At 44.7% G+C, this 21,030-nt stretch carries 22 protein-coding genes; 6 read left to right on the top strand and 16 right to left on the bottom strand.

Features of this window, described 5'->3' with window-relative positions:
* The first annotated feature begins 126 nt into the window (after positions 1–126).
* On the top strand, positions 127–1,557 hold the full coding sequence (gene sthA, locus R7E47_RS21525) for a Si-specific NAD(P)(+) transhydrogenase (RefSeq protein WP_005389689.1): 1,431 nt from the start codon (positions 127–129) through the stop codon (positions 1,555–1,557).
* 57 nt (positions 1,558–1,614) lie between these two features.
* Here sthA and dinF read toward each other — a convergent pair whose 3' ends face one another.
* From dinF to lexA, 3 genes are all read right to left on the bottom strand, one after another.
* Positions 1,615–2,964 (bottom strand): MATE family efflux transporter DinF, encoded by a 1,350-nt coding sequence (gene dinF, locus R7E47_RS21520; protein WP_318085045.1) that lies wholly within the window; start codon positions 2,962–2,964, stop codon positions 1,615–1,617.
* A gap of 55 nt (positions 2,965–3,019) precedes the next feature.
* Positions 3,020–3,814, bottom strand: coding sequence for a class I SAM-dependent methyltransferase (locus tag R7E47_RS21515; RefSeq protein WP_005378679.1), 795 nt, complete (start codon positions 3,812–3,814; stop codon positions 3,020–3,022).
* Between the two features lie 184 nt (positions 3,815–3,998).
* A complete protein-coding gene (gene lexA / locus R7E47_RS21510; protein WP_005378682.1) occupies positions 3,999–4,619 on the bottom strand; it encodes a transcriptional repressor LexA in 621 nt (206 codons plus the stop codon).
* 368 nt (positions 4,620–4,987) lie between these two features.
* On the opposite strand from lexA, the gene plsB reads away from it, so the two are divergent.
* Complete coding sequence (gene plsB / locus R7E47_RS21505) at positions 4,988–7,414, top strand: glycerol-3-phosphate 1-O-acyltransferase PlsB (protein ID WP_005378683.1); 2,427 nt, start codon at positions 4,988–4,990, stop codon at positions 7,412–7,414.
* A gap of 67 nt (positions 7,415–7,481) precedes the next feature.
* Here plsB and ubiA read toward each other — a convergent pair whose 3' ends face one another.
* Together ubiA and R7E47_RS21495 are read right to left on the bottom strand one after the other, a co-directional pair.
* On the bottom strand, positions 7,482–8,336 hold the full coding sequence (gene ubiA / locus R7E47_RS21500; RefSeq protein WP_005378684.1) for a 4-hydroxybenzoate octaprenyltransferase: 855 nt from the start codon (positions 8,334–8,336) through the stop codon (positions 7,482–7,484).
* Entirely contained in the window at positions 8,337–8,876 is a 540-nt protein-coding gene (locus R7E47_RS21495; RefSeq protein ID WP_005378686.1) for a chorismate lyase, read from the bottom strand.
* Positions 8,877–9,037: 161 nt separating this feature from the next.
* On the opposite strand from R7E47_RS21495, the gene R7E47_RS21490 reads away from it, so the two are divergent.
* A complete protein-coding gene (locus R7E47_RS21490; RefSeq protein ID WP_005378687.1) occupies positions 9,038–9,448 on the top strand; it encodes a flagellar basal body-associated protein FliL in 411 nt (136 codons plus the stop codon).
* 63 nt (positions 9,449–9,511) lie between these two features.
* On the opposite strand, the gene glpG is transcribed toward R7E47_RS21490, so the two are convergent.
* From glpG to ftsY, 6 genes are all read right to left on the bottom strand, one after another.
* Positions 9,512–10,354: a rhomboid family intramembrane serine protease GlpG gene (gene glpG / locus R7E47_RS21485; RefSeq protein WP_005378689.1), complete on the bottom strand. Its 843-nt coding sequence runs from the start codon at positions 10,352–10,354 to the stop codon at positions 9,512–9,514.
* Positions 10,354–10,674, bottom strand: coding sequence for a thiosulfate sulfurtransferase GlpE (gene glpE, locus R7E47_RS21480; protein WP_005378691.1), 321 nt, complete (start codon positions 10,672–10,674; stop codon positions 10,354–10,356). The genes glpG and glpE overlap by 1 nt, the downstream gene beginning before the upstream one ends.
* A 493-nt stretch (positions 10,675–11,167) precedes the next feature.
* On the bottom strand, positions 11,168–12,025 hold the full coding sequence (gene rpoH, locus R7E47_RS21475; protein WP_005378693.1) for an RNA polymerase sigma factor RpoH: 858 nt from the start codon (positions 12,023–12,025) through the stop codon (positions 11,168–11,170).
* Positions 12,026–12,201: 176 nt separating this feature from the next.
* Entirely contained in the window at positions 12,202–13,170 is a 969-nt protein-coding gene (gene ftsX / locus R7E47_RS21470) for a permease-like cell division protein FtsX (RefSeq protein ID WP_005378695.1), read from the bottom strand.
* On the bottom strand, positions 13,160–13,834 hold the full coding sequence (gene ftsE / locus R7E47_RS21465) for a cell division ATP-binding protein FtsE (RefSeq protein WP_005393800.1): 675 nt from the start codon (positions 13,832–13,834) through the stop codon (positions 13,160–13,162). The genes ftsX and ftsE overlap by 11 nt, the downstream gene beginning before the upstream one ends.
* Before the next feature lie 22 nt (positions 13,835–13,856).
* A complete protein-coding gene (ftsY, locus tag R7E47_RS21460) occupies positions 13,857–15,071 on the bottom strand; it encodes a signal recognition particle-docking protein FtsY (protein ID WP_033907268.1) in 1,215 nt (404 codons plus the stop codon).
* A 230-nt stretch (positions 15,072–15,301) separates the two neighbouring features.
* Here ftsY and rsmD point away from each other — a divergent pair, with 230 nt between their 5' ends.
* Positions 15,302–15,901, top strand: a complete 600-nt coding sequence (gene rsmD / locus R7E47_RS21455; protein ID WP_005378702.1) for a 16S rRNA (guanine(966)-N(2))-methyltransferase RsmD — start codon at positions 15,302–15,304, stop codon at positions 15,899–15,901.
* Between the two features lie 25 nt (positions 15,902–15,926).
* Positions 15,927–16,193: a DUF1145 domain-containing protein gene (locus tag R7E47_RS21450; protein WP_005378704.1), complete on the top strand. Its 267-nt coding sequence runs from the start codon at positions 15,927–15,929 to the stop codon at positions 16,191–16,193.
* Between the two features lie 57 nt (positions 16,194–16,250).
* Here R7E47_RS21450 and R7E47_RS21445 read toward each other — a convergent pair whose 3' ends face one another.
* The 4 genes from R7E47_RS21445 to R7E47_RS21430 form a co-directional block, all read right to left on the bottom strand.
* Positions 16,251–16,835 (bottom strand): YhgN family NAAT transporter, encoded by a 585-nt coding sequence (locus tag R7E47_RS21445; RefSeq protein ID WP_005389671.1) that lies wholly within the window; start codon positions 16,833–16,835, stop codon positions 16,251–16,253.
* Between the two features lie 106 nt (positions 16,836–16,941).
* Complete coding sequence (locus R7E47_RS21440) at positions 16,942–17,163, bottom strand: YecH family metal-binding protein (RefSeq protein WP_005378711.1); 222 nt, start codon at positions 17,161–17,163, stop codon at positions 16,942–16,944.
* A gap of 69 nt (positions 17,164–17,232) precedes the next feature.
* Positions 17,233–17,853, bottom strand: coding sequence for a lysoplasmalogenase (locus R7E47_RS21435; RefSeq protein WP_005389670.1), 621 nt, complete (start codon positions 17,851–17,853; stop codon positions 17,233–17,235).
* Positions 17,854–18,936: 1,083 nt separating this feature from the next.
* The gene (locus R7E47_RS21430) at positions 18,937–19,305 is read right to left on the bottom strand and encodes a hypothetical protein (protein ID WP_005378717.1); all 369 of its coding nucleotides are present in this window, start codon (positions 19,303–19,305) and stop codon (positions 18,937–18,939) included.
* Between the two features lie 328 nt (positions 19,306–19,633).
* On the opposite strand from R7E47_RS21430, the gene R7E47_RS21425 reads away from it, so the two are divergent.
* Positions 19,634–19,963 carry a DUF2500 domain-containing protein gene (locus R7E47_RS21425; RefSeq protein WP_005378719.1) on the top strand — a complete coding sequence of 110 codons (330 nt, stop codon included), beginning with the start codon at positions 19,634–19,636 and terminating at the stop codon, positions 19,961–19,963.
* On the opposite strand, the gene R7E47_RS21420 is transcribed toward R7E47_RS21425, so the two are convergent.
* On the bottom strand, positions 19,960–20,973 hold the full coding sequence (locus R7E47_RS21420) for an acyltransferase (RefSeq protein ID WP_005378720.1): 1,014 nt from the start codon (positions 20,971–20,973) through the stop codon (positions 19,960–19,962). The genes R7E47_RS21425 and R7E47_RS21420 overlap by 4 nt on opposite strands.
* Between the last annotated feature and the right edge of the window lie 57 nt (positions 20,974–21,030).

Genomic DNA, 21,030 nt, shown 5'->3' with positions numbered 1-21,030 from the left:
CGATGCAATTTATAGACATACAACATACCAAATCATCCTTTTGGTCGATTCTGCGTGATCACTTCCACTCTCTAACAGGCATGACGTGTACCAATAGAGTAAATGAGTTAAAATCGCGCTAAAGCAATGTTAAGCAAATATAACAAGGAAGGCATCATGGCGCATGTTAATCACTATGACGTGATCGTAATCGGTAGTGGCCCTGGCGGAGAAGGGGCTGCAATGGGATTAACCAAAGCGGGACTGAATGTTGCCATTGTCGAGAAAGAAAGCAGTGTCGGCGGCGGTTGTACTCACTGGGGTACTATTCCATCAAAAGCACTGCGTCATGCCGTTAGCCGCATCATCGAATTTAATAGCAACCCGCTATTTTGTCGAAACAACACCAGCGTTCATGCAACATTTTCTGACATTTTAGGTCATGCTAAATCGGTCATTGATAAGCAAACTCGACTTCGTCAGGGCTTTTATGACCGTAACTCATGCACACTTTTGTTCGGAACCGCGCGATTTATCGATAACTACTCAATTGCAGTGATGCAAAGCGACGGTACAGAAGAAATCTATTCTGCGGATAAGTTTGTCATCGCGACGGGTTCTCGCCCGTATCAGCCTAACGACGTAGATTTCTTGCATGAGCGCATCTACGACAGTGATTCCATTTTGAGCCTGAAACACGACCCTCGCCATATCATCATTTACGGTGCGGGCGTTATCGGTTGTGAGTACGCCTCTATCTTCCGCGGCCTTGGAGTGAAAACCGACCTTATCAATACCCGCGACCGCTTGTTGGAGTTTTTGGATAACGAAGTGTCAGATGCGCTGTCTTACCACTTCTGGAACAGCGGTGTGGTAATTCGTAATGATGAGACCTATGAAAAAATCGAAGGCACAGAAGATGGCGTGATTATTCACCTACAATCTGGCAAGAAGATGAAGGCAGACTGCTTGTTGTATGCGAATGGTCGAACAGGTAACACCGATAAGTTGAATTTGGGTGCAGTGGGTCTGGAAGCGGACTCTCGCGGACAACTAAAAGTAAACCGTAACTACCAAACCGATATCGAACACATTTACGCTGTAGGCGATGTCATCGGTTACCCTAGCCTTGCAAGCGCCGCTTATGACCAAGGGCGATTTGTCGCACAAGCCATTACGAAAGGTCAGGCAGAAAACTACCTGATTGATGATATTCCAACGGGTATCTACACCATCCCAGAGATTAGCTCTGTGGGTAAAACCGAGCAAGAGCTAACAGCTGCGAAAGTACCGTATGAAGTAGGACGCTCTTCGTTCAAGCATCTAGCTCGTGCACAGATCGCAGGGAAAGACATCGGTAGCTTGAAGATATTGTTCCATCGTGAAACCAAAGAAATTTTAGGGATTCACTGTTTTGGCGAACGTGCCGCGGAAATTATCCACATCGGTCAAGCCATTATGGAGCAAAAAGGCTCAGCAAATACCATCGAGTATTTCGTCAATACCACCTTCAACTATCCAACAATGGCCGAAGCGTATCGTGTCGCTGCGTTGAATGGTTTGAACCGCTTGTTCTAATCTATGCTTCTTGATAGCAGACAGAAAAACAGCAGGCTTGGACCTGCTGTTTTTATATCAACATTGTGTTAGGAAGGTATCCTTGTGCCATTGGTAGAGAAAGATAACCCCTAAACCAATACCCCGCATCAACATAAAGCTCATCATTGCAAACCACAGCGCGTGATTTTCCCACTCGGCGAATAAGTAAAAGACAACAAAGAAACTGCTGGTCGCGACAAACATACTATTGCGCATGTCTTTGCCTTTGGTTGCACCGACAAAAATGCCATCCAATAGAAAGCACCACATCGACGCAAGTGGCATCACCACCAGCCAAGGTAGATACACCGCTGCTTGCTGTTGTACCGCCTCAATTGAAGTGATCATGGCGATCAACTGCGATCCCGCCAAACCAAAGAGCGCGGTCAGTCCTAAGCAAATAACCAAACTCCAAAAGAAAGTGCCGACAAGCGATGCACTCAATTGTTGCCTATCTTTGGCACCAATCGCCTTCCCGACCATGGCCTCCATTGCGTAAGCAAAGCCATCCATGCCATACGAGATAATCATCAGGAAGCTCATCAGAACCGCATTTGCAGCGACAACCTCATCACCAAAGCTCGCACCTTGGAACGTCATAAAGCTAAAAGCCGCTTGCAGACACAAAGAGCGTAAGAAAATATCGCGATTCAATTTCACGAATCGCCCTAAACCGTGTTGAGTGCTGGCTAGCAACTTTTGAGGTGATGGTAATTGCCTCTCTCGCCAGGTTTTCCAGACACACATGAGACCAAAACCCATGCCAGAGTAGTCAGCAATCACCGATGCCAGCGCAGCGCCTTCTACTTTCCACCCCAAACCAATCACAAACAACAAATCGAGGGCAATATTAGTCACGTTGGTGATGATCACCATCCACATTGGTGCTTTGGAATTTTGCGTTCCGAGCAGCCACCCCAACAACACAAAGTTCATTAGCGCAGCGGGGGCACTCCACACACGGATAGAGAAATATTGCATACCGTAGTGTTTTACCTCTGCGCTGGCGTCACTCCAACCAAAGATCAAATCAGCTATCGGGGTATGGGCAATAAGGAAGACTAACGCAAACAGCAGCGCCATAAGTGAGCCTTGCATAAACACCAAGGCAAGTTGCTTTCGGTCTTCACCGCCATAGGACTGCGCCGCCAACCCAGTAGTCGACATACGCAAAAAACCAAGCAGCCAAAACGTCACGCTGATCATGGTGCTGCCCAACGCAACACCACCCAAATACCAAGCGTGGTCTAGATGACCAATCACCGCAGCATCGACCAAACCGAGCAATGGAACAGTAATATTCGACAGCACCATAGGTATAGCTAAAGCTAAGACTTGGCGATGAACTTTTGGGTTAGATAAAGGAGAGAAGATTGAATTTGTCACAGGCACCTCATCAATAAGATCGACGAGTGTACCTGAGCGCTTAACGACTAGCCAATTACCACTTGATATGAACGAGTACTGGCGTGAGGCGATGCTTCAACATTGGAATCTTATTAAGCCAACGCTGCCAAGCTTTCCAACGAGAACAGAATCTATCGAATGGCGAGAAAGCTTTCACCCACTGTGCCCATGGTAACCATTGCAATATCTGTGCTGCAGGCGCTTCAAAGCCATGAGCATAACGATCAGAGCCAAGCTTTTGTCCCCACTTGGTTTCCGTTAAATCTCCTGCCAGCACCATACACAGTTCAGCAGAAACAAAATGTCGACCTAAGGTTTGAATAAATTTCGCGACTTGACGCTCTGTGCAATCGAGCAGTGCCATTTCACATAAAATGAGTACCGGTGCTTGCTCTGGAATGGCTAACGTCTCTAGCCACGACATTTCATCCACACTGCCACAGCGATGTTCATAACGTTCATTTTTGTGGAACAAACGCTGACGCCATACCAAATTTTCCGTCACATCCAGCTCTATCCAATGGCAGCGTCCATTATCCAAACGATAAAAGCGGGTATCCAACCCCGCTCCGACATTGATTATCCAAGCATCGGGATACTGCTGTAAGAAGTGACTAACCTGCTGGTCACAAAGCTGAGTCAGCGTCACGTGCAGCAATTGCTTCTGCGCAATATCACCACTCAAACAATCCGGCGCCATCTTACAGCTCAAACACGCTTTAGCAGCTATCGGATCGTACACCAAGCCATTGTCGACCATGCTTTCACGGCTACGCAATAACAGTGGCTTTAATAAATGGTTAGGAACTTGATGTTTAGACTGAGACATGGGCATTTCCTGCGCCAGAGAGAAAACATAGACATTAATAAAGATGATAATGAATATCAATTACATTATCAAGCTTATAAATTGGTCAAAACAAACAAGGTCAAGATGATGAGCAAGCTTTTGGAGGAAGTAGAAAAAGAGAAAAGACAAAACAGCCCAGATGAACTGGGCTGCTTAAACACACTTACATCCAATCGGTATTGCGAATAATACCAACGGCTAAGCCTTCAATCGTAAGGTGCTGAGACGTCAAGTCCACTTGGATTGGGGCAAACTCTTCATTCTCAGCATGCAGTAATATGGTTGAGCCTTTGCGCTCCAAACGCTTCACAGTCACATCATCATCAACACGCGCAACGACAACTTGACCGTCTCTCACGTCTTGGGTTTTATGCACCGCGAGCAAATCGCCATCCATAATCCCGATGTCTTTCATACTCTCGCCATTTACACGAAGTAAGAAATCCGCTTGCGGTTTGAACATCGCAGGATCGACTTGGTAGTGCGCCTCTACGTGCTCTTGAGCCAGAATTGGCTCACCCGCTGCAACTTGACCAATCAATGGCAAACCCTGCTCATCATTGGCTGCGTCTTCAAGCAGGATACGAATCCCACGAGAAGCGCCTGGAATAATTTCAATTGCTTGCTTACGAGCAAGCGCTTTTAGGTGTTCCTCTGCGGCATTCGCAGAGCGGAAGCCAAGCTCACGCGCAATCTCTGCACGAGTTGGTGGCATTCCGGTGTCATCGATTTTACTTTTAATCAAATCGAAGACTTGTTGTTGGCGTGGCGTTAACGGCTTCATGTCTCACCTGTCTTTTTATACAGTTAACTGTGAGTATATCCAGTAAATGCTCAAATGAAAACCCAATTGGTTGTTTTTTAATTTATTTGTGGAGAGCTTTCAGCTTACCGATTAAGTTCATTCTTTATTCGTTTAAAACACCGACTTTTCAGTTAATCAAGTCAAAGCAATAACTTAGGGGTTCGACTAATTTACAGCCAATAAAATTAAAAGGTTTGACCAGTTTCTGGTATCCTTGCAGCGCTTAAATTTTATCGCCTAGGCTTATTTCTATTGCCGTACTCATCTCTTTTTATAGAGAAGACATGCAAAGCGGAAACTGAAATAAGGTTAGGCCTGTTTGAATACCTATTGAGGCTGTGAACTTTATGTCTTCTGGACAATCATTTTCACGTTCATTACTAAAACTACCTTTATCGGTACTGGTAAAGGGCACCACAATCCCGTCGAACCCGATTGAAGATCTGAACATCGACCTAACTAAACCGATTGTATATGCCCTGCCGTTCCGCTCGAACGTGGATTTGCTGACACTGCAAAAACAAGCCATGAGCCTTGGTCTACCCGACCCGCTCAGCCCGCTGGAAATCAATGGCAAAACGCTGAACCGTTTCGTCTTTATCGCTGCGCGTCCAACTGTGATGAACAACGATAATGATGTCCCAACCGATTCTGTCTCTCTGTTCACTGACTTACTGGAACTGCACAAGCTGGATAGTGAGTTGGATGTTCAAATGATCCCTGCAACCGTGCTTTGGGGTCGTAAGCCAGGTAAAGAAGAGAACCAAAAGCCTTACCTTCAACCGATGAATGGTCCGCAAAAAGCCAAAGCAGTAATGGCGGCGGGACGCGACTGCTTAGTTCGCTTTAGTCCCGTGGTATCTCTGCGTTATATGGCAGACTCTCACGGTACCGACAGCGCAATTGCGCACAAACTGGCTCGCGTGGCGCGTATCCACTTCTCACGCCAGAAACTGGCTGCTTCAGGCCCAAACCTGCCACAACGCCAAGTGTTGTTTGCTCGTTTACTAAAATCTCCAGCTATTGAACTGGCGATTGCTGACGAAGCCAAGAGCAAAAACATCTCGATTGATAAGGCACGTAAAGAAGCCCACGACATCATGGATGAAATCGCTGCCGACTTCTCCTATAGTCTGGTGAAAAATGGCGACCGCATCCTGAGTTGGTTATGGACAAAACTATACCAAGGTTTGCACATCAATAACGCCTCGACTGTGCGTCGTTTAGCGCAAGACGGCCACGAAATTGTGTACGTCCCGTGTCACCGTAGTCACATGGACTACCTGCTGTTGTCTTATGTTTTATACCATGAAGGCATGGTGCCTCCGCACATTGCGGCAGGCATTAACTTGAACTTCTTCCCGGCCGGTCCGCTTTTTCGTCGTGGTGGGGCGTTCTTTATTCGTCGTAGTTTTAAAGGCAACAAACTGTACTCAACCATTTTCCGTGAGTATCTAGCTGAGCTGTTTGCCAAAGGCTATTCAGTCGAGTACTTCAGTGAGGGTGGTCGTTCACGTACAGGTCGCTTACTGCAAGCGAAAACGGGTATGCTGGCTATGACCATCCAAGCAATGCTACGTGGTTTAAACCGCCCAGTAACGCTAGTGCCGGTCTACATCGGCTACGAGCACGTAATGGAAGTGGGCACTTACGCGAAAGAGCTGCGTGGCAAACGCAAAGAGAAAGAAAACGCAGGGCTTGTACTGCGTACTCTGCGTAAACTGCGTAACTTTGGTTTGGGCTATGTGAACTTCGGTGAGCCAATTCAGCTCAACCAGTACTTGAACGAGCATGCTCCTGAGTGGACGAAAGACATCGACAGCATGGGTGGTAACAAACCACAATGGATGAATCCTGTGGTGAACGACCTTGCTAATAAGATGATGACGCACATCAATGATGCGGCGGCGGCAAACGCGTTGACCTTGTGTGCAACCGCACTGCTTGCTTCTCGTCAACGTGCACTTTCTCGTGACTCGCTGATCAATCAGATCGAGTGTTACTTAAAGCTACTCAAAAATAACCCGTACTCAAGCACCTCCACTATCCCTACCGAAAGTGCTGAGGAGTTGGTCGATCATGCAATTTCGCTTGATAAGTTCGTGATTGAAACCGATAGCATGGGTGACATCATTTCGCTGGATCGTAGCCAATCGATCCTGATGACCTACTACCGCAACAACATCATCCACTTGTTTGCTCTGCCATCATTAATTGCTCAGATGATCATTCGTCAGCGCAACCTTTCGGTAGAAAAGATTCAAGCGAATGTCGCGCAAATCTACCCATTCTTGAAGAAAGAGTTGTTCTTAAGCTATCAAGAAGACGAGTTGGATGAATTGGTCGTTAAAACACTGCATGAGTTTGCCGAACAGAAAATGATTAGCCTCGATGGTGATAAGCTGGAGATCAATCAGTCGAACAACCAGCCTCTGGTTCTGCTAGGTCGTACAATCACGGAAACACTGCAGCGCTACTCTATCGCGATGAACTTGCTTGTTGCTTACCCCGAGCTCGGTAAATCGGACCTAGAACAGAAGAGCCAAGATATTGCTCAACGTTTAGGACGCTTACACGGTATTAATGCGCCAGAATTCTTCGATAAAGGTGTGTTTACCGCGATGTTCAATACGCTCAAACAGCAAAAATACCTCGATAACGATGGTAACTGTGACACGAAGAAAACGCAGCAATTTGCGCGATTACTATTCATTCTGCTTTATCCAGAAGTGAAACTGACGATCGAAGAGAGTATTCATCAACTTCAGTCGTAACCGTTTTACCTTCTTCCAAAATAAGAAAAAAGGCATCCAATCGGATGCCTTTTTTCTATTTCTTCGCTTACCAAAATGCGACCAATAACCCTATCGCTATCACCATGCCAACATAATTGTTGTTAAGGAAAGCCTTAAAGCACAACTCCCGCTCACGGTGACGAATTAAGTGCTGCTGATAAACAAACAACGACGCTGCAATCAAAAGGGTCCAGTAGTAACTTTGTCCCAATTGGTAGAACTGCCCTAACCAAACCAACATCGCGAGTGTAATCAGTTGCAACACACCAATAATAAGCTTGTCATGACGACCAAACAGAATTGCCGTCGATTTAATGCCAATCTTTAGATCATCATCTCGGTCTACCATCGCATATTGAGTGTCGTACGCAATGGTCCACAAAGCATTAATGAGGAACAAAAACCAAACAATTAATGGTAATTCCCCAGTTTGTGCAGCCCACGCCATTGGAATCGCCCAGCTAAAAGCCAAGCCTAAAAATAGCTGTGGAATATGAGTGTAACGCTTCATAAATGGATAGATGAACGCCAACACAATGCCAGCGAAGGATAGCTGAATCGTCAGCGGGTTCATGGTCAGCACTAACAAAAACGAGCTGATACCCAAAACCAAAAATAATCCAATCGCTTCTTTTGCTGTCACTTTCCCTGATGGCAGTGGACGTTGCTTAGTACGCTTTACATGGCCGTCGACTTTGCGATCTGCAAAATCATTAATCACGCACCCCGCACTACGCATTAGGAATACCCCCAATACAAACACGATGAATACATCCCAACTTGGCATCCCTTGGGCTGAGATAATTAGCGCCCAAATCGTTGGCCACATCAGTAACAGTGAACCAATCGGGCGATCCATGCGCATCAGTTGCCAATATGCTTTGGCTTTTTCTGCGGACATTTACACTGTCTCCTTAGCGTAAACTGGTGAATTAGATAAGAATAACTCGGCGACTAGCATCGGTTTGTGATTCATCCACAACCTTGAGCGTCGCGCTAACAAACGTCCTTCTGGTACGGCTACCCATCCCATTTGTAAAGAGTCCCGCTCAACGTTATCTGCGCTGAACACTGTTAATCCTAATGGGATATCCCCTTGTTGAGCCAAATCATACTGCTGATCAACTAAGGTTGAGCGAGGAATCAATGTCCGCCCAATAACCCAGTTATTATTGTCACCGCACAAAATTACCTCTCTCAGTAAGCAATCTTGTTCGGACAATAACTGGCTTTCATCCTGTTTTAATGTCGCTGCAGTGACGATCTGATTTTGTAGCAATTCTACCGTTAACGCTTGGCAGTGCTGTTTTAAACGACGTGACAAAGACCCTTGCTCTTCAAGCCAGTGCTTGGCAAATTCATTTGGAAATTCGAATTCTTCGGGGTTTTGCCACTCTACTTCCAATAAAGAAGCAAGATAGAGTGATGTTGGCTGATTCATACTAGTATTCAATTGGAGGCTTTATGCGTACAATAAAGCAACAACTTACCGTCCATAGTAATGTATGTAACCGTAAGTTCCGTTATTTGTTATAGACGGCCCATTGTATCAAGACTGAAGCGATTCGAATATCGCGATCCAGAGAAAGAAAAGTTAGAAATATGTACAAACGTTATATAGCCCAAATTATTTTTGCGTTAACCATACTATTCGCCGCACCAAGTTGGGCTGAAACGGAAGAAGCTGGACCTAAGTTGGCATACTTTACCCTAGAGCCTGATCTCACTACTAACTTTTACACCAAAGGCAAAAAGTTAGGTTATGTGCAAGTGCGCATCGACATCATGGTAATGAGTCAACAAGATTTATCAGTTGTTGAGCATCACCAACCTTTGATTCGCGATGCAGTGATTGAATTATTGGGTAAGCAAACAGAAGATACGATTAAGTCCCTTTCTGGCCGAGAAGATCTGCGCAAAACTTTAGTGACGACCCTCAACGAAACGCTTTTGCCTGAAACAGGTAAAACCATCATTGCCGATTTGTTGTTTACAAAATACCTTTATCAATAAACCCAAATCCGTTTTGAACATAAAAAAAGACCGCTCTTGAGCGGTCTTTTCATTTCATCTGCTTTAAGCTTGCTGTTGGTATTTCATCTTGCCTGAATCAAACAACGCAATCGCCATCCCCGACAGTAGCCCAACTAAGTGAGCGGTGTTTGCAATCGCCATAAATGGCTGCACAAAACCAAGAACTAACCATACCAACATAAAGACGATGATTGGCTTAGGTAGCGTAAGGTCTAAATGTGGCAAGCGGTAACCTAATATCCACAAATAACCAAGCAGTGCATAGACCACGCCAGACAAGCCGCCGAAGTTAGCCCCTTCAACATAGAACTGGCCTGCCCCTGAAAGCGCTGCCGACACCACAAAGAGTTGCAATAGCTTACCGGAACCTAGACGACGTTCGATGTCGCCACCCAACTGCCACCACCATAGTAAGTTAAACACGATGTGAGTTACTGAAAAGTGCAGTAACGCATGACTTAGCCATCGCCACACTTGCCATTGTTGCCCCTCAAAAGCCGGGAAGTGCAACAACTTAAACACGCCATTGCCAAAGCCAAACATTTGTAACAAGTAGATGATGATACAGACTGTCATGATCAGCAAAGTCATGGGGCCAGCTTTCGCTTTGACCATGCTCATGATACTCGGGCTGGAATAATGAAATGTGCTCTTACGAGTATCGGCAACGTCCCACGAGGCGGCGCTGTATTTTGAATCAGACGGGTTAGCAAGGAACTGCTTAAGTTCGGCTTCCGCTTCTATTTCATGCTGGCTATCAGTCAGCCACAGCGCAAATTGCCCATCCCCTTCTGGCATCATTTCGATGTCAATTTGGCGAGAGGCCATATAATCAATAAAGGCTTGCGCCATACGTGGATTATTTAACGTTACCAATCTCTTCATTAACTTCTCACTATCGGTAGTTCTGCTCGATGCCAGGCTTCAAAGCCACCATCTACACTGTACACCTGTTCAAAGCCTTGGTTAACCAAATATTGCGCCGCACCTTGGCTACTAATACCGTGGTAACACATCACTAGAATAGGTTGTTCGAACTCCACTTCATCCATAAACGCAACGATCGTATCGTTAGTTAAGTGATACGCGGACTCCGCATGCGCAACGGCAAACGATTGAGGGTCACGGATATCTACAAGCTTCGCATCACCCTGCTCGAGCAGCGCTTGCGCACCTTGTACATCGATATGCTTAAACTGATCCATTTACTTTCTCATTGTCTTATTAATATACCCAAGCAACCTCGAACCTAACGTACTAATCAGCACCCGTGGTACAGCATAAAATCCATATTTGAAGCTGCTTGGGTATATTGCCGCTATTGTAACCTATCCAACGGCAAACTTAGACACATGGATAATCAGGGTTTTCAAAAGTGTACACATTCCAACCATTTGTGGATAAAGCTGTGAATTGCGTTGATAAAGTGTATTTGGATCTTTTGATCCACAATATGTAGTGATGATCTTGATCTAACTGTGTGTATATCTATAACTATCCCCAGATGTAAAAGTGCTTGAATCCCTTATTTTGTCCGGGTTTCGAACAGTTGATAAATAATTACTTCACAGAGTTATACACAGGTAGCACATAAAATCCGGATCGCAAACTCTATCGATTTTCGATCGACAATAAAAAAGCCGAGATCACATGATCTCGGCTTTCTATGAAAATCTTACTTTCAATTAGCAGTGGAAATTAAAATTCACCCACGGCCAATTTTAGTTTCTTCATTGCATTTTTTTCTAGCTGGCGAATACGCTCGGCAGAAACACCAAACTCATCAGCTAAGTCTTGCAATGTTGCTTTCTCATCATCTAACCAACGAGAACGCACGATGCGCTGACTACGCTCATCCAAACTCGCTAATGCATGACCCAAGCGATTGTTGGTATGCATTTCCCAGTTGGCGGCTTCAATGTTGTCGGCCACATCAGACGATTTGTCTTCTAGGTATAGCATCGGCGCTGTGTAAGCGTTTGAGCTGTCGTCTTCATCAGTTGGCATATCAAAGGTTGAATCCACCGCCGCTAAGCGTGATTCCATCTCGCGAACTTCAGAAGGCTCAACACCTAACTCGCGCGCAACGGTTTCTACTTCACCGTTGTTAAACCAACCCAAGCGCTTTTTCGACTTACGCAGGTTGAAGAACAATTTACGTTGCGCTTTAGTGGTCGCAATTTTCACGATACGCCAGTTACGTAGCACGTATTCGTGGATCTCTGCTTTGATCCAGTGGACAGCGAAAGAAACCAAGCGAACCCCTACTTCTGGGTTAAAACGCTTAACGGCTTTCATTAGACCGATGTTACCCTCTTGCACAAGATCCGCCATTGGCAAACCGTAGCCAGAGTAACCACGAGCAACGTGAACAACGAATCGTAGGTGCGAGAGAATTAGACCTTTTGCAGCCTCAATCTCACCTTTATAGTGTAATCGTTCTGCCAGCTCACGCTCTTCGTCTGCAGTCAGCATTGGGTAGCTGTTTACTGAGCGAATATAGCTATCAAGGCTATCTTGCGTGACTAGAGCCATCGGATACGCTTCTTTTGTCATTCAATTCCTCATCAATCTCTGATCTGGAGCATTACATTGCAATTTAGCTTCGATATCTTGAACTCAAAATGAACAAGTTTCAAGAAGGGGAAGCAATTATCCATAAACATTTGGTCTAAGCAAGGGTTCAAAATTAGCTAGTGCTAATGAAATCCAAGTAATAAGACCGCCATCACTTAAACTGGTTCAATTTCTTTTAAATGTCGTTGCGCAGAAAAACGCGCCGCAATACATCCCAAAAGACTCCCAATGATGATTAATAACAAAGATTCATCCCAACTTAGACCAATCAGGCGGAACTGGCTATCGTACAACGCAGCAAGGTCTTCCACCGCACTATTCATGACAATGGTCACTAAAGCCGTTACCAACCACGCAATAGTGGCACCTAACACGCCAAACCACATACCTGTGTACAAGTAAGGGCGCAGAATAAAACTGTCCGTCGCACCGATCAGTTTCATGGTTTGAATCTCTTCTTTATTCGCCAGCACATTAAATCGCAATGTATTGCCAACGATTAAAAATACCGCACCGAGCATCAGCACTGTCAGGGTAATGACAATAATACTCGCGAGAGTTTTGATGGCATCAAGACGCGCTAGCCAGTCTTCGTCAAGTCTCACGTCGGTCACATCTTGTTGCTCTCGAACGTCTTTGGCTAATGACTGAATATCACTTTTTAGCTCCGAATCTGGCGTAATCACCAACACACCAGGTAGCGCATAGCCACTTAAGAGGCTGATAGCTTGGTCGAACCCTGCATATTGGCTTAAATCAGATAGACCTTGTTGCGGTGAAATATACTCTACCTCTTTTACCAAAGGCCAAGTTTCAATTTGATCTTTGAGAACCATCACTCGCGCATCCGGCATACCTTCAACTAAGTAAGCACTAACTTGTGAAGGAGAAGCGACATCTTCCGCTGCCCCCGCAACGTTTTTCCCCAATAGATACAAACAAGCTGGCATGGCAAGTGCCATGGAGATGACCGCTAGGGTCAGAATGTTGCCTAGTGGTCGTTGCCATAAGGCGCTAAAAGAGGATTTAGCTTGTTTTGCGTGGACAGAGAAAAAACCATCGGTATTCGCACGCTTGGCACTGCGGCCTTTCCCCTTCTTTTGGGAGTGCTTGTTACCTGCCATAGTCTTCTACCTCACTTAGGAAGCCTTGGTTCAATTCAAAATGACGATACTGTGGGCGAGTGTTTACTAACCCCACATCGTGCGTGGCAAGTAGGATAGTCACGCCCGCACGGTTAAATTCTTCGAATAGACGCAACACACGGTTGGATAATTCTGGGTCAAGGTTACCCGTAGGCTCATCAGCCACCAGCAACGTTGGTCGATTAACCACAGCACGGGCAATACCGACGCGCTGTTGCTCACCACCAGAAAGTTGACTAGGTAGACAACGAGCTTTATCGAGTAAGCCCGTTTTATCTAACGCCGCAGAAACACGGCGTTTGATTTCGTTTTCAGAAATCGATTCGATACGCATTGGCAGAGCGACATTGTCGTACACACTGCGATCCATCAATAGGCGATGATCTTGAAAAACAATCCCAATATTGCGGCGCAAAAAAGGGATGTCTTTGCTTGGAATACGCGTGATGTCGTGACCATTAAAATGGATTTTGCCATCGGTTGGTCGCTCTATCGCGCAGATCAATTTCAGCAAGGTACTTTTACCAGCCCCGGAATGTCCGCCTAAAAACGCCATTTCACCGCGCCTCAGGTGAAAATCGACTTTTTGCAGTGCTTGTCGACCACCTCGGTAAGCTTTGCTTACTTGCTGAAATTTGATCACCGTTGATTTCCTCTAACTCTTTTTATTCTTCACGACTAAACAGTGCGTCAATAAACTCTTGAGTTTCAAATGGACGCAAGTCTTCGATACCTTCACCCACACCAATGTAACGAATTGGAATACCGAACTGATCAGCGATAGCGAAAATTACGCCGCCCTTGGCTGTACCATCCAGCTTAGTCAAAGTAATCCCGGTTAGAGGGGCAACATCACTGAAAAGTTTCGCTTGGCTAATGGCATTTTGTCCTGTACCTGCATCAAGCGTTAGCATGATCTCATGTGGTGCAGAGTCATCAATTTTCTTCATCACACGTACAATCTTACGCAGCTCTTCCATTAGGTTCGCTTTGTTCTGTAGACGACCTGCTGTATCAGCAATCACCACATCCACACCACGTGCTTTTGCCGCTTCAATCGCATCATAGATAACAGAGGCACTGTCTGCGCCAGTATGTTGAGCAATCACAGGAACATTATTACGTTCACCCCACACTTGTAACTGCTCAACCGCTGCGGCACGGAAAGTATCGCCCGCTGCAAGCATCACTTTTTTGCCTTGAGTTTGGAACTGCTTCGCTAGCTTACCGATGGTCGTGGTTTTACCCACGCCATTTACACCCACCATCAAGATGACGTAAGGCGTTTTGTTGCTATCGATTTCTAGTGGCTGTTCGACTTTAGAAAGAATCTCAGCCATTTCTTCTTTCAACAAACCATAAAGGGCTTCGCCGTCTTTCAGATCGCCACGTGTGGCTTTTTCTGTCAGGTTGTTGATAATTTTTGTTGTGGTATTCATGCCCACATCAGCAATAAGAAGTTGCTCTTCTAGCTCTTCAAATAAGTCCTCATCGATTTTCTTACCGCTGAACAGACCGAAGAAGCCAGCACCAATATTTGCTTTTGTTCGGCTTAGGCTGCGTTTAAGACGAGCAAAAAAGCTTTCTGTTGGCTTTTCTTGTTCTTGAACACGAGGCGCGGCCGATACGACTTCTGGCTCTTCTGCTTCTGCTTCTGCTTCTGCTTCTGCTTCTGCTGGGGCAGCCTCTGATTGTTTCGCTTCTTCTTCAAGTTCTGGCGTTGCTTCCGCTTGCTCAGCAACCGCTTCGGTTTGCTGCTCTTCAGAAGGCGCTTCCACTGCTTCTTCTTTTACTGTTTCTTCAGTTTTTGGTTTTGGGCTTTGTTCTTCGTCACCAAAACCTAGCCACGAAAGTAATCCGCGCTTCTTTTTTTCCGTCATCTGGGGCTATCCTAGATTGTTCTTTTATCTATTAATGACTCTTTTTTGACAAGATTATTATCTGTCTAAAAAAGGCTAATGACAAAGTTCTGAAAACTTTCCGATTAGGTAATTCTAATCTTATTAGTGTTACACTCTGTCATCTTGAATATTCTGGGCTGTATCCAAGCTCCAAGCTCATTGCTTGGGCGATTAGATATAGTATCACTTTATTAGCGGTCAAAAAATCTATGGTAAGACGTCGCCAGCAAAACTCATCACAAAAAAAGCCAACAACGGGCTTTGTTCGCATTATTAGTGGCTTATGGAGAGGCAGAAAACTTCCTGTACACGATGCTGAAGGCTTACGCCCCACGACAGATCGCGTCAAAGAAACGCTGTTTAACTGGTTAGCTCAAGATGTACCACAGGCAAAATGTCTCGACTTGTTTGCTGGCTCTGGCGGCTTGGGATTTGAGTCAGCTTCGCGCCAAGCAGAGCAAGTGACCATGGTTGAGCTAAACCCACAAGCTTTCCAACAGTTACAAAAGAATGTTGCCTCTCTTAACGCGAACAACATCCAAGTGGTAAATACCGACGCACTGAGTTTTTTGAAGCAACCGGGTTCTGCTCACCATGTGGTGTTTATTGACCCACCGTTTCGCAAAGGTCTATTGGATGAGACCGTGGCTCTGCTAGAACAAAATGGCTGGCTCGCGGAAGATGCGATGATTTATATTGAAACAGAAAAAGAACTCAATATTGCCGACTTACCAGAAAACTGGCAATTACATCGAGAAAAAACAGCAGGCCAAGTGAGCTATCGTCTGTACGAACGTACCTCCGCATAACGCCTCGATTTAAAAGGATACTTAAATGAAAGCACTAATTATGCTGGCCAAAGCGGCTATCGCCTTTGTTTGGTTAGTATTAATCCTAAATATTTTTATGCCCTTTCCCGGCAATGCCGCGATTGCGCTATACATCATGACCGCTTTTTTGTTCATCATGCACGGTTTACAAATGGCCATCTTCATTGGTGCATTTGGCGACAAAATAAAAATGAGCAGTTGGGAAAAATATTCAATCCTGATTTTTGGTATTTTTGCCCTACTCGATATTCGTCGTAAACACATGATGTAATCGCTCAGATACGAAAAAGCCGCTCTTGTGAGCGGCTTTTTTTCTGCGTTTCGTTCGTCACCCAATGTAACTTTTTACACCATCCAAGAACATTTGAGTGGAGATCATCACCAGTAACAAGCCCATTAAGCGTTCTACCGCCTTCAAGCCACGTTCACCCAACAAGCGATTAAAGAAGCCATAAAACATCAGTATAAAAAATGTTGCGCCCCACGCAATTACGACTGATGCTGACATTTCCAACATTTTCTCTGGATGTTGCGAAGACAGTAAAAGCAAGGCTGCAATCACTGAAGGGCCCGCGATCATAGGAATGGCCATCGGAACAATAAAGGGCTCCTCGCCTGCTGCCAGTCCAGTGATGCTGCCAGCACTCGGGAAAATCATCTTAATCGCAATAATGAAGAGAATAATGCCACCTGAAATGCTGAGCGTTTCTGGCTGGACATGCAAAAAACTTAAGATGCTTTGTCCTGCAAACAGAAACAACATCAAAATCAGTAAGGCAAACAGTAGTTCACGAATCAATACCTTACGACGACGCTTGGGATCGATATGTTTGAGAATAGACAACACAATCGGCAAGTTACCGAGAGGGTCCATGATTAGAAACAGCATGGTCGCTGCAGAAAGAATGTCCATATTCTGGCCTCACCTAAAAAATGGCGGCCAGTGTATAGCAAACTGACAACATGAGTATATGACTGAGGGCGAAAACACCATAGTCACCCTCGATCTTAGCCGCCGTTTAGTGATTGCAAACTCGCGCCATATTGACCACAAACTTACCTTCAAGCTCACGAATTTTGTCGCGCTTGAGCAAAAATGCTAGTAATGCATCTAAGTCTAGATCATTCAGTTTACAGGTGTGAAAGCGAACGCTAGCACCAAAGTGCTGTGTGAGGGCTTCGCGATCCATTGGTGTTTCTCTAAGTAGGTTTAGCAGCTCGTGAGCATGGATTTCACTCATTATTGACTCCAGTTATTAAGAACAATGCGTTCAGTTTACTGAAATCCTCAAGAGCTGCTTTGACTTAAATTAGTAAATGATTGAGGCAACAATGAGGGCATGAGCAAAAAAGTAACTGCCACTCACCCACAAATAGGCGTGTTTCATCGGTTTTCGATAACCGTGTATCGCGTATGCCAGCGCCGAATAGATGAGAACTAAGGTTCCGCTAAAGCCGATAGCATTGGCGTAACTCGGCACTTGTAACCAAACTTCACCGGCTGCCCAAGCAAGTTGAACCAGCATCATCCCCATGATCACAACAGGGAATACCAGAGAGTCGAGTTGAGGTAGCAACAAAAAGAACGCCACGATACTCGCTGCAAGCAGCAGGGCCAACAGCCACCAGACAATCTCACCATTAAGCTGCACCCAAAATGACTTGCTGTAGCATACCTGGGCAACCAGATAAGCCGTAAAATAGATTAGCTTACGAGTTTTAAACGAGTGCAGCGTATCTGCCACCATAGACACAATAAGCCCACCCGCAATCCAGTAGGTATATGTTGCGGATGCACCTTGAGTTAACACCAACACAAGAAGAAGTAGCAGAGTAAAGATTTTAAACACGAGGGATTGTGTCGGGTTAGCTTGCTTTGCTCCCAACACGGAATACACACCTGATAGCCCTATCGCCAGCCAACTCCACATGCAGTATACACCTTTTACTTAAACTCGCCGCTAGTCTAGGTAGACCAGTTTTGATGTAAAGACACAATCTACGAAAGTTGGATCTCGCTAGCGATTCGAAACATTTTGTAACCCTCAGCCTACGTAATAATAAAGCCGATGAGCCTGAATGATGCCACTAAACATTGGGGCCAAGCTTTGCTCATCAGCCGAACCCATCAAATCACACGACACAATAACCAACGCTTTCTAAAACTATTTAACTGAAAAACAGATAAGTGCTCCAGGTAAGCCGCCATTTCACAAACTGACGATTAAACCACCAGGATGTATGTAATGCAGGCAACAAGAATAAATAACAGACACAAAATAGAAAATAGTCTTAGTAGCGCTCTAAGAGAGGAGAAACCACTGATGACTAGGGGTAAAAACTAAGAAAACCGACCTTAATTCAGTAAAAAAAACATCAGAAAAGAAAAGTAAGTCAATGATAAATAAAACCATAATTTCAATAACAGATAAAAGTGCGGACTTCATAAACCATAAAATCACTAAACACTTTTGAAGCCCATATTTTCTCATAAGGTAAGAAAATCTCACTCCATGCTTTCGATTTGACGATGCAACCTCATAGCACATTTTTTAATTTTCTCAATTTTTGAGAAATACAGACAAAATAAACACCCAACATACCATTCGAAACAAAAAACAATTAAAAAGCCAACATCACAAACCATTTAACATTATAAAATCATATACTTAAAACAAAAAAGGATAGAAATAAAACAATGTGAACACTTTAAATACAGCACAAAAAACATAGTTTCATTAGTCAGAATCACGTAAAACCAGACAAGTTAAGTGTGGTTTTTGAAAAGATTAACGAGCATATGTTGATCAAACCCCAAAAACAGTGCTATATTAAATTCATCGAGTTCATCAAAGATTAAGGGGTAGTGTTATGATTTCATCTTCTCAAAAACAAGGGCTGGTTATGATTGCAGTGGTTGTGGGTTTAATGACACTGCCAATGATGTACTAACCCAATGATTTAAAATAAAAAAAGGACGCAAATGCGTCCTTTTTTTATTTATCTGTATAGCTCTACTGAATGTGCTTAGACAAAATATCCCAGTGCATATAGTAGAAACCAAGAGCGGCCAGCGTAATCAACGTCATTAGCAAAATTGCTGTACGCCAAATAAAGCGAGAGCTTCTTGGTGTCAGCTCTTTTTCACAAGCATCACATGCCGCCATAAAGCCTTTACGATCATCCAGCTTGTAATCGTCTTCGTGCACCACTTTGTTACGCACGGTTGCGATGAATCGAAGCTTTGCTATCACGTCATGCGGTAAACGTTCTTCACAACTATTAATAAGTTGGTGCAACCCTTTCCCTTCTGCATGGTACTGAGTACGCAAAAGTTTTTCGATCGTTCGGGTACGCATGACTACTTTTTCAATATCTGACATCGTAACCCTCCTTACCAGACCCTTCCTATGTTCATTATTTTTATTCTTCTATAAATTTAGAGCTTTTTCGAGCCGTTAAGTGCAATTTTACTTTCAATTTGTGCCCTTGAGCTCATATAGCCAGACAAGTGAAAGCTGCTTAGTTCAGCTTTAGTGACGTAGCTTACAGATGAAGCAACAATTTCATCGCGTCCCCATTGAGATAAACCGTGAAGTGCGCCGAATAAAATTCATGTCCCTTTCATTAGATTATGAATAAGTTACCTCAACTCATCGTTTCGTCAGCGAGTTCTGTAGAATGGGACCCGATAAAACATTGGAGGTTAATATGCCAATCTCACTTATTTTCGCCCTATTCGCCCTTATTGCCTTGGGCGCGTGGGTGTTTTTCCGTTTTTATAGTAAGCACTATGTGGGCGAAGACGCTCCAGAGCAAAGCGCGCAGGTAACGGTTTTAGATAAACAAGCGATAGACATACCAAACGCACCACCAGGTCAAGACGATCAAGAGTATTGGATTTACGTTCAACGTGGTTCTATCGGTCCAAAGCGTGAATTCCAAATTGGAGTGCATTACTACCATGCACTCAACCCTGGAGATAAGGGAACACTGACCTATCGCGGCAACAAGTTCCTTCACTTCGCTATCAAACGTTAAGGCAGTAACCAACGAGTCTTGGCAGAACGAGAAAAGAGATAGCTCATCGCCAAGGCTCCAGCTCCACTTAGAACGATCCAGACTGGAATCACCCACGCAGGATGTCCTGTGTACCAACCGAACTCTTTCATCGGCCATAAGAAAATAGGGTGAAGTAAATAAATCCCCAAGCTGTGCTGACTGATCACACTTACCGCTTTTTGTACTTTTGGTGATAAGCCTTCACCAAAGTAACGCCCGATCATAAAAATCATCGAAGCCGCTAGAATCACATTCAGTGTTTTATAAGAGAGCCAGCGCCCAACCGTATACTTCTCCGCCTCTAAGCTATTTGTCACAACCATCGTAAAGGTCACTGCCAACGCCACGAGTCCTAGCCCAACAAATAAGGTCACCATAGAGCGATTCAAAGGTACCTTTTGAAATAAAACATACCCCAGTGGAAGGTAACCCATATAAAGCCACATCTGATTACTCCAAGGGCCATCAATCTTGAACAAGAACAGAGTGCTGGTGAAAAGCCAAAATGCGAGATAGGTATACAAGACGTTGTCATCCACGTTGCGTACCATCCATTGAAACAGCGGAATCACAAAATACAGTGGTATAAAGTAATAGAAAAAGCCGAGATGGTAATACGTTGCGTGGAATGGGCTATTGCTTAATACCTCTTTTACGGTTTCAAAATCAAAGCCTTGAGAAGTCCAGCCTGAAAGGTATGCATAAAACATCGACCAAATAAGAAATGGAACTAAAACTTTGCCCAAACGCCTTTTGATATAATACTTACCGTCAAATGGTCGAGTGTCACTGAGCATTAGCGCTCCGGTGATCAAAATAAAAACTGGCACTGCCCAGCGGGTTACGCTATTCACGCCTACCGCTGTCAGCCATTGGTCAAATGGAATCACTCCTAACTCATTTCGATACGGTGCCAAGACGTGAATGGCGATCACTGCTACCGCTGCGAAGCAGCGCAATAAATCAAAAAACAGAACCCTTTCTCTCATACCTTTCCCTACTTTGAGTCGCTTATCGTTTATAGCATAGGGTAAATCTCAACCAGT

It is taken from the genome of Vibrio sp. Vb1026, assembly GCF_033338745.1.
Classification (GTDB): domain Bacteria; phylum Pseudomonadota; class Gammaproteobacteria; order Enterobacterales; family Vibrionaceae; genus Vibrio; species Vibrio alginolyticus.
Note: the sequence above shows the minus strand (reverse complement) of the source record. Positions and strands in the feature narration are given on the sequence as shown.

Coding starts and splice junctions, on each gene's coding strand:
- sthA (WP_005389689.1), top strand. CDS start 127: ATGTTAAGCAAATATAACAAGGAAGGCATCATGGCGCATGTTAATCAC.
- R7E47_RS21515 (WP_005378679.1), bottom strand. CDS start 3,814: ATGTCTCAGTCTAAACATCAAGTTCCTAACCATTTATTAAAGCCACTG.
- lexA (WP_005378682.1), bottom strand. CDS start 4,619: ATGAAGCCGTTAACGCCACGCCAACAACAAGTCTTCGATTTGATTAAA.
- plsB (WP_005378683.1), top strand. CDS start 4,988: ATGTCTTCTGGACAATCATTTTCACGTTCATTACTAAAACTACCTTTA.
- ubiA (WP_005378684.1), bottom strand. CDS start 8,336: ATGTCCGCAGAAAAAGCCAAAGCATATTGGCAACTGATGCGCATGGAT.
- R7E47_RS21495 (WP_005378686.1), bottom strand. CDS start 8,876: ATGAATCAGCCAACATCACTCTATCTTGCTTCTTTATTGGAAGTAGAG.
- R7E47_RS21490 (WP_005378687.1), top strand. CDS start 9,038: ATGTACAAACGTTATATAGCCCAAATTATTTTTGCGTTAACCATACTA.
- glpG (WP_005378689.1), bottom strand. CDS start 10,354: ATGAAGAGATTGGTAACGTTAAATAATCCACGTATGGCGCAAGCCTTT.
- glpE (WP_005378691.1), bottom strand. CDS start 10,674: ATGGATCAGTTTAAGCATATCGATGTACAAGGTGCGCAAGCGCTGCTC.
- rpoH (WP_005378693.1), bottom strand. CDS start 12,025: ATGACAAAAGAAGCGTATCCGATGGCTCTAGTCACGCAAGATAGCCTT.
- ftsX (WP_005378695.1), bottom strand. CDS start 13,170: ATGGCAGGTAACAAGCACTCCCAAAAGAAGGGGAAAGGCCGCAGTGCC.
- ftsY (WP_033907268.1), bottom strand. CDS start 15,071: ATGACGGAAAAAAAGAAGCGCGGATTACTTTCGTGGCTAGGTTTTGGT.
- rsmD (WP_005378702.1), top strand. CDS start 15,302: ATGGTAAGACGTCGCCAGCAAAACTCATCACAAAAAAAGCCAACAACG.
- R7E47_RS21450 (WP_005378704.1), top strand. CDS start 15,927: ATGAAAGCACTAATTATGCTGGCCAAAGCGGCTATCGCCTTTGTTTGG.
- R7E47_RS21445 (WP_005389671.1), bottom strand. CDS start 16,835: ATGGACATTCTTTCTGCAGCGACCATGCTGTTTCTAATCATGGACCCT.
- R7E47_RS21440 (WP_005378711.1), bottom strand. CDS start 17,163: ATGAGTGAAATCCATGCTCACGAGCTGCTAAACCTACTTAGAGAAACA.
- R7E47_RS21435 (WP_005389670.1), bottom strand. CDS start 17,853: ATGTGGAGTTGGCTGGCGATAGGGCTATCAGGTGTGTATTCCGTGTTG.
- R7E47_RS21430 (WP_005378717.1), bottom strand. CDS start 19,305: ATGTCAGATATTGAAAAAGTAGTCATGCGTACCCGAACGATCGAAAAA.
- R7E47_RS21425 (WP_005378719.1), top strand. CDS start 19,634: ATGCCAATCTCACTTATTTTCGCCCTATTCGCCCTTATTGCCTTGGGC.
- R7E47_RS21420 (WP_005378720.1), bottom strand. CDS start 20,973: ATGAGAGAAAGGGTTCTGTTTTTTGATTTATTGCGCTGCTTCGCAGCG.